This is a genomic window from Streptomyces ossamyceticus (genome assembly GCF_001418475.1).
Lineage (GTDB): Bacteria > Actinomycetota > Actinomycetes > Streptomycetales > Streptomycetaceae > Streptomyces > Streptomyces ossamyceticus.
Genome location: NZ_LIQX01000576.1, coordinates 1 through 4,791 on the forward strand (window position 1 = coordinate 1; position 4,791 = coordinate 4,791).

At 71.3% G+C, this 4,791-nt stretch carries 8 protein-coding genes; 5 read left to right on the plus strand and 3 right to left on the minus strand.

The genetic code is table 11. The features are described from left to right. The first annotated feature begins 317 nt into the window (after nt 1-317). Nucleotides 318-1,172, plus strand: coding sequence for an LLM class flavin-dependent oxidoreductase (locus AOK15_RS33610; protein WP_055522100.1), 855 nt, complete (start codon nt 318-320; stop codon nt 1,170-1,172). Here the strand turns inward: AOK15_RS33610 and AOK15_RS33615 are convergent. Continuing rightward, nucleotides 1,169-1,435 (minus strand): DUF397 domain-containing protein, encoded by a 267-nt coding sequence (locus tag AOK15_RS33615; RefSeq protein WP_055522101.1) that lies wholly within the window; start codon nt 1,433-1,435, stop codon nt 1,169-1,171. The two genes, AOK15_RS33610 and AOK15_RS33615, sit on opposite strands and share 4 nt — an antisense overlap. After that, nucleotides 1,419-2,258 carry a helix-turn-helix domain-containing protein gene (locus tag AOK15_RS33620; protein ID WP_055522102.1) on the minus strand — a complete coding sequence of 280 codons (840 nt, stop codon included), beginning with the start codon at nt 2,256-2,258 and terminating at the stop codon, nt 1,419-1,421. The genes AOK15_RS33615 and AOK15_RS33620 overlap by 17 nt, the downstream gene beginning before the upstream one ends. Before the next feature lie 114 nt (nt 2,259-2,372). On the opposite strand from AOK15_RS33620, the gene AOK15_RS33625 reads away from it, so the two are divergent. The 3 genes from AOK15_RS33625 (at nt 2,373) to AOK15_RS33635 (ending at nt 3,770) form a co-directional block, all read left to right on the plus strand. Beyond that, nucleotides 2,373-2,621, plus strand: coding sequence for a hypothetical protein (locus tag AOK15_RS33625; RefSeq protein ID WP_055522105.1), 249 nt, complete (start codon nt 2,373-2,375; stop codon nt 2,619-2,621). Further along, nucleotides 2,618-2,827 carry a hypothetical protein gene (locus AOK15_RS33630; RefSeq protein WP_055522103.1) on the plus strand — a complete coding sequence of 70 codons (210 nt, stop codon included), beginning with the start codon at nt 2,618-2,620 and terminating at the stop codon, nt 2,825-2,827. Before AOK15_RS33625 ends, AOK15_RS33630 begins: the two co-directional genes overlap by 4 nt. Before the next feature lie 289 nt (nt 2,828-3,116). Beyond that, nucleotides 3,117-3,770: a SecDF P1 head subdomain-containing protein gene (locus AOK15_RS33635; protein WP_240508720.1), complete on the plus strand. Its 654-nt coding sequence runs from the start codon at nt 3,117-3,119 to the stop codon at nt 3,768-3,770. Here the strand turns inward: AOK15_RS33635 and AOK15_RS33640 are convergent. Beyond that, nucleotides 3,767-4,456, minus strand: coding sequence for a TetR/AcrR family transcriptional regulator (locus AOK15_RS33640; RefSeq protein ID WP_055522106.1), 690 nt, complete (start codon nt 4,454-4,456; stop codon nt 3,767-3,769). The two genes, AOK15_RS33635 and AOK15_RS33640, sit on opposite strands and share 4 nt — an antisense overlap. A 195-nt stretch (nt 4,457-4,651) precedes the next feature. Here AOK15_RS33640 and AOK15_RS33645 point away from each other — a divergent pair. Beyond that, on the plus strand, nt 4,652-4,791 hold a 140-nt coding region (locus AOK15_RS33645; RefSeq protein WP_167738889.1), incomplete at its 3' end, for an NAD(P)-binding domain-containing protein.

Sequence of the window (4,791 nt, forward strand, 5' to 3'; positions counted from 1 at the left end):
GGTGGGTTGAGGCCCACCTCCCATTCCCTGCAAAAAGGGCTCGGAGCTGGGGGCTTGAGCCTCGGGGTGGCTCGGCGGGCTGTTAATTCGCTCGCCGGGTGGGGCGGCTCCCGCGTACGGTGGGCGCACTCTGACGAACACGCTCTCCAGAAGTACGCCGCAGAACGGGAGCAACCGCGCGAGACGGCGCGGGCCATGGAGGGGGCGGCAGTGACTTTGCCCTGCCCTCTTCTACCGCTCAGGAGTGTTCCGCCATGAGCCCCGTTTCCGTACCTGTACCTGTGTCCGTCCCTGCATCCGCGTCTGCGTCCGTGCCCGTGCCCGTCGGGCTCGGGCTGCCCGTCGACGACCCCGCCGGTCTGCTGACCTGGGCCCGCCTCGCCGACGACTCGCCCTTCTCGACGCTCGGACTCCTCGACCGCCTCGTCTACGACAACCCCGACCCGCTGGTCGCCCTGTCCGCCCTCGCCGGGGCGACGAGCCGCGTCCGCGTCCAGACCGAGGTGCTCCTCGCCCCGCACTACAACACGGCGATCCTCGCCAAGCAGACGGCCACGCTCGACCGGATGTCCGGGGGGCGGTTCACGCTCGGCATCGGGATCGGCGGACGCGAGGACGACTGCCGGGTCGCCGGTATCGACATCCGGCGGCGCGGACGCCGACTCGACGAGCAGATGGAGCAGTTGAGGTGGGCGTGGGCCGGCCGACCGTACGCCGAGGGCGTCGGCGCGGTCGGGCCCCTGCCCGCCACCCCCGGCGGCCCCGAGGTCCTCTTCGGAGGCTTCGCCCCCGCCGCGCTCGAACGCGTCGCCCGCTGGGGCGACGGCTTCCTCGGGGCGGCGCTGCCCCCGGCGTACATGGACCGGATGTTCCGTGACGTCGAGACGGCGTGGGATAAGTACGGCAGGGAGGGGCGTCCGAAGCTCGTGGCCCAGGCGAGCGTCGCGCTGGGGGCGCCGTCCGTGGTGGCCGACGCCCGCGCGAACCTGCTGCGCTACTACGAGTTCACGGGGCGCGCCGCGTACATGGCGGGGGGGCTCCTCACGACACCGGACGCGATCCGGGCGGCGGTCGCCGGGTACGCGGGGATCGGGGCGGACGAGGTGATCCTCTACTGCTGGGCAGCGGACCCCGACCAGGTCGCGCGGCTGGCGGAAGTCGTCTTCGCCTAGCGCCGGGGCTGTTTGACGTCTTCGACGAACGCGGACCACGCCTCGGCCCGGAACACGAGCGCCGGGCCGAGGGGGGTCTTTGAGTCGCGGACCGGGACGACAGTGGGGAGGCCGTCGCCGAGTTCGAGGCAGTTGCCCCCGCCGCCGCTGTACGTCGACTTGCGCCAGCGGGCGACCTCCAGGCAGTCGCCGCCGCTGCCGCCGCTGTGGCTGGACTTGTGCCAGACGGCTGCGTCCAGGTCGTACTCAGAGAGGTTCCTCATGCGAGTAATCCTGGGCCATGGCTTCGAGCATGACCAGGGACTTCTCAGGCGAGAGAGCTGCGGCGGTGAGGAACTCGTATGTGCGCCGCTGGTAGCGGACGGTCCCCGGATCGTCCTCCAGCCGTCCAGAGCCGACCCCCTCGAAATAGAGCAGCGGCGGGGCGTCTGCGAAGTCCATCAACTTCATGGACCCCTCCATCGAGGCATGGGCCCCTGCGTCGAACGGCAGCACCTGCACGATGACTTGGTTCTGCTGGACCAGGGCCGCAATGTGGTTCAGGGCCTCCGCCATGACCTTGCGGCCGCCCGTTGCTCGGCGTAGGGCGGCCTCGTCAATGACGGTCCACAGCAACGGAGCTGTTGGACCGTCGAGGAGATGGGCCCGTTCAAGGCGAGCAGCCACCAACCCTTCGATCACCTCGACCGATGCCGTGGGCCGGTACGCACGGAACACGGCTCGCGCGTATGCGGCCGTTTGTAGCAGTCCAGGGATCAGAAGCGGCGAGTACTGCCGGATCTCCGTAGCCGATGCCTCTGCCTCTACTGCCTCGGCGAAGTGTTCCGGGTACTTGGACTTGGTGGTGGCCAGGCAGTTCCGTGAGAAGAAGTCCCCCGTGTCGAGCGCGAGGTCGATGAGCCGCGCGATCTCCGGCTGCATGCGCCGTACCGCCGACTCCAGCTGGCCCACGAACGAGCCGCTCACGAACAGCCGTTGGCCCAGGTCCTCCTGGCTGAGGCCCGCCTTCTCCCTGGCGTGGCGCAGCTCCGCGCCCAGGAGCGCGCGGGGTGATGACGACGGGTCGAGGTCCTTCGGTCCGGGCATGGTCGTGCTCCCCTGTCCAGCAGTCCCCCTGTTGGGGCGTCGTATCTGGCCAGGCTAGACACCCCTCGACCACGCTGTGTGGTGAATCTGCAACCCAGCGTGGAGGAACTGGCCGTGAAGAACAGAACAGCCGCGGCGAACGGACGGCGGCGCCCGGAACGGATTCTCGCCCTGACGACCGAGGAGGCCGTCGAGCAGCTCGACCAGGCCCTGCGCGCCGTCGGGATCATCCTGCCGTCACTCGGGATCGACCCGGTGACCGGCGCGAGCGACCAGCCGTTCCCCCTCGTGCGGCTGGGCTGCTGCAACATGACCGTCGCCGCCCGGCTCGCCGCCGTCCTGCGCAAGGCGGCCGAGACGTGACCGCCCGACGGTCGTACGCCGTGGACGTACGGGACGGGCGGCTCGGCGAGGTGATGGGGGAGGAGGGCGGCTATGTCCAGCTGAGACCCGTCGGCGGTGGCCGGGAGTGGGACTGCCCTCCCGGCTCGCTGCGGGAGGCGGCGCCGGGAGACGTGCTGCGCGCTCGCGTGCGGCAGGTCAACGCGCAGGGACGGCTGCCGTGTTGAGTGCTTGGTGGCAGTTGGCGTAAGGGTGCCCCGTTGGGGGTTCTTCGTGCCACGATGGGCGGTCATGGAGCGTCGGGGGATGGGGGACGGGGTGGCGTTGCGCAGGGTGCTCGGGGTGGCGTGTCTGGTCGCGCTGGTGTGCGGGTGCAGTGGGTCGGGTGGCTCGGGTGACGCGGACCGGCCTCGGTCGGGGAAGCCAGGGAAGTCGGCGTCCGCGTCGGCGTCCGCGTCGACCTCCGGGAAGGCCGGGGGTGGGCGGGCCGACGTGACGTTCATGCCGCAGGAGCCCGTGAGCGCGCGGACGTTGGAGCGGACCGCCGAGCTGATCCGGGACCGGGCGGCGAAGGCCGGGCTGGGTGGCGTGAAGGTGACCGTCGAGGACCAGAACCAGATCACGGTGTCCGGTCCGGCCGCCCGGCAGGAGACGTTGGAGGCGCTCGGTCAGCCGGCGGAGCTGGCGTTCCGTCCGGTGCTGAGCGCGACCCCGGAGACGGGGGTGGAGGCGTGCCCGGACGCGGTGGAGGGGCCCTCGTCGGAGCCGCTCACCGCGTGCGGGGAATCGCAGGACACTGTCGTCACGTATCGGCTCGGGCCGGTCGCCGTGGCCGGTACGGACGTGTCCGAGGCGGAGGCCGCGTACGACGCGGAGCGGGGCAACGGCTGGTTCGTGAACCTGGACTTCACCACTGCGGGCGGGGCGAAGTTCGCCGACGTCACGGGGCAGTTGTCGGCGCAGCCCTCGCCCCAGAACCAGTTCGCCATCGTCCTCGACGGTGTCGTGCTGTCCGCGCCTCAGGTGAACGGCCCGATCACCGGCGGCAAGGCCGAGATCTCCGGCAGCTTCACCAAGCAGGAGGCCCAGCAACTGGCCGCCCAGGTGAACACGGGCGCTCTGCCGGTCCATCTGTCGGTGTCGAGCGTGACGAAGCTGCGCGTCGACTAGGTGCCCGGTTCCGGCTCGGGCAGGGGCTCCGTGTTGCGGCTGCTGAGGCCGTCCAGGGAGATGTGCAGGAGGCGGCGCCACTGGCCGGGGTGGGTGTCGCCGGTGGTCATGACGGCCTGGCTGAGGGAGCCGCTGAGCAGGACCAGGTCCTCGGTGGTGATGCCGGGGCGCAGGAGGCCGGCGTTCACGCAGCGGGTGCGCAGGTCGTCGATGAAGGAGTAGCAGCGCTGGGCGCATGAGCTGGTGGGGCCGCCGGTGGCGGAGTAGCTCTCGACGACCGCGCGGTTGTGGGACTGCGTGGTGAGCATCTGCTCGAAGAACCCGGTCAGGGCCTGCCAGGGGTCCTCGGTGGCGGACGCCCGCTCATGGGCGTCCGCCAGCCAGGCGTCGAACTGCTGTCCGAGGACGGTGACGAGCAGGTCGTCCTTGGTCGGGAAGTGGCGGTAGAGCGTGCCCATGCCGACGCCGCTGCGCCGGGCGATCTCGCGTACGTCGACGGCGCCGCCCTGCTCGGCGAAGACGGCCCCGGCGGCCTCCAGGATCGCGGCGCGGTTGCGCTCGGCGTCGGCGCGGCGACCGCGCTTGGCGGGCTGCGCGGGAGTGGCCGCGGGGGCTGTGGCTGGGGTCGGGGCTGTGGCCGGGGCTGGGTGCTCCGGCGCGGGGGTCGGCTGGTCGGCGAGGGTCACGGGATTCAGGGTACCGCGCACTCCGTCTTTGCGGAGCGGCTGCTCCGGTTGTGTTACGTTCAAGGGGAGCGCTTGCTCCGGTTTGGTTTCGGGCGGGCCCCGGCTTTCGTCTGCCCATGTCCGAACGAGCTTCCCGTCCCCGTACCACCCCACCGCTGGACCCTGCGGTCCGCGCGAGATGAGGAGACCCCTTCCATGGCAACTCTCGGCTTCATCGGCAGCGGCAAGATCGGCATGGCTGTGGCCCGGCTCGCGGTCGCGGCCGGTATCGACGTCGTCCTGTCCAACTCCCGTGGCCCCGAGACCCTCGCGGAGGCGGTCGCGGCCCCGGCCCG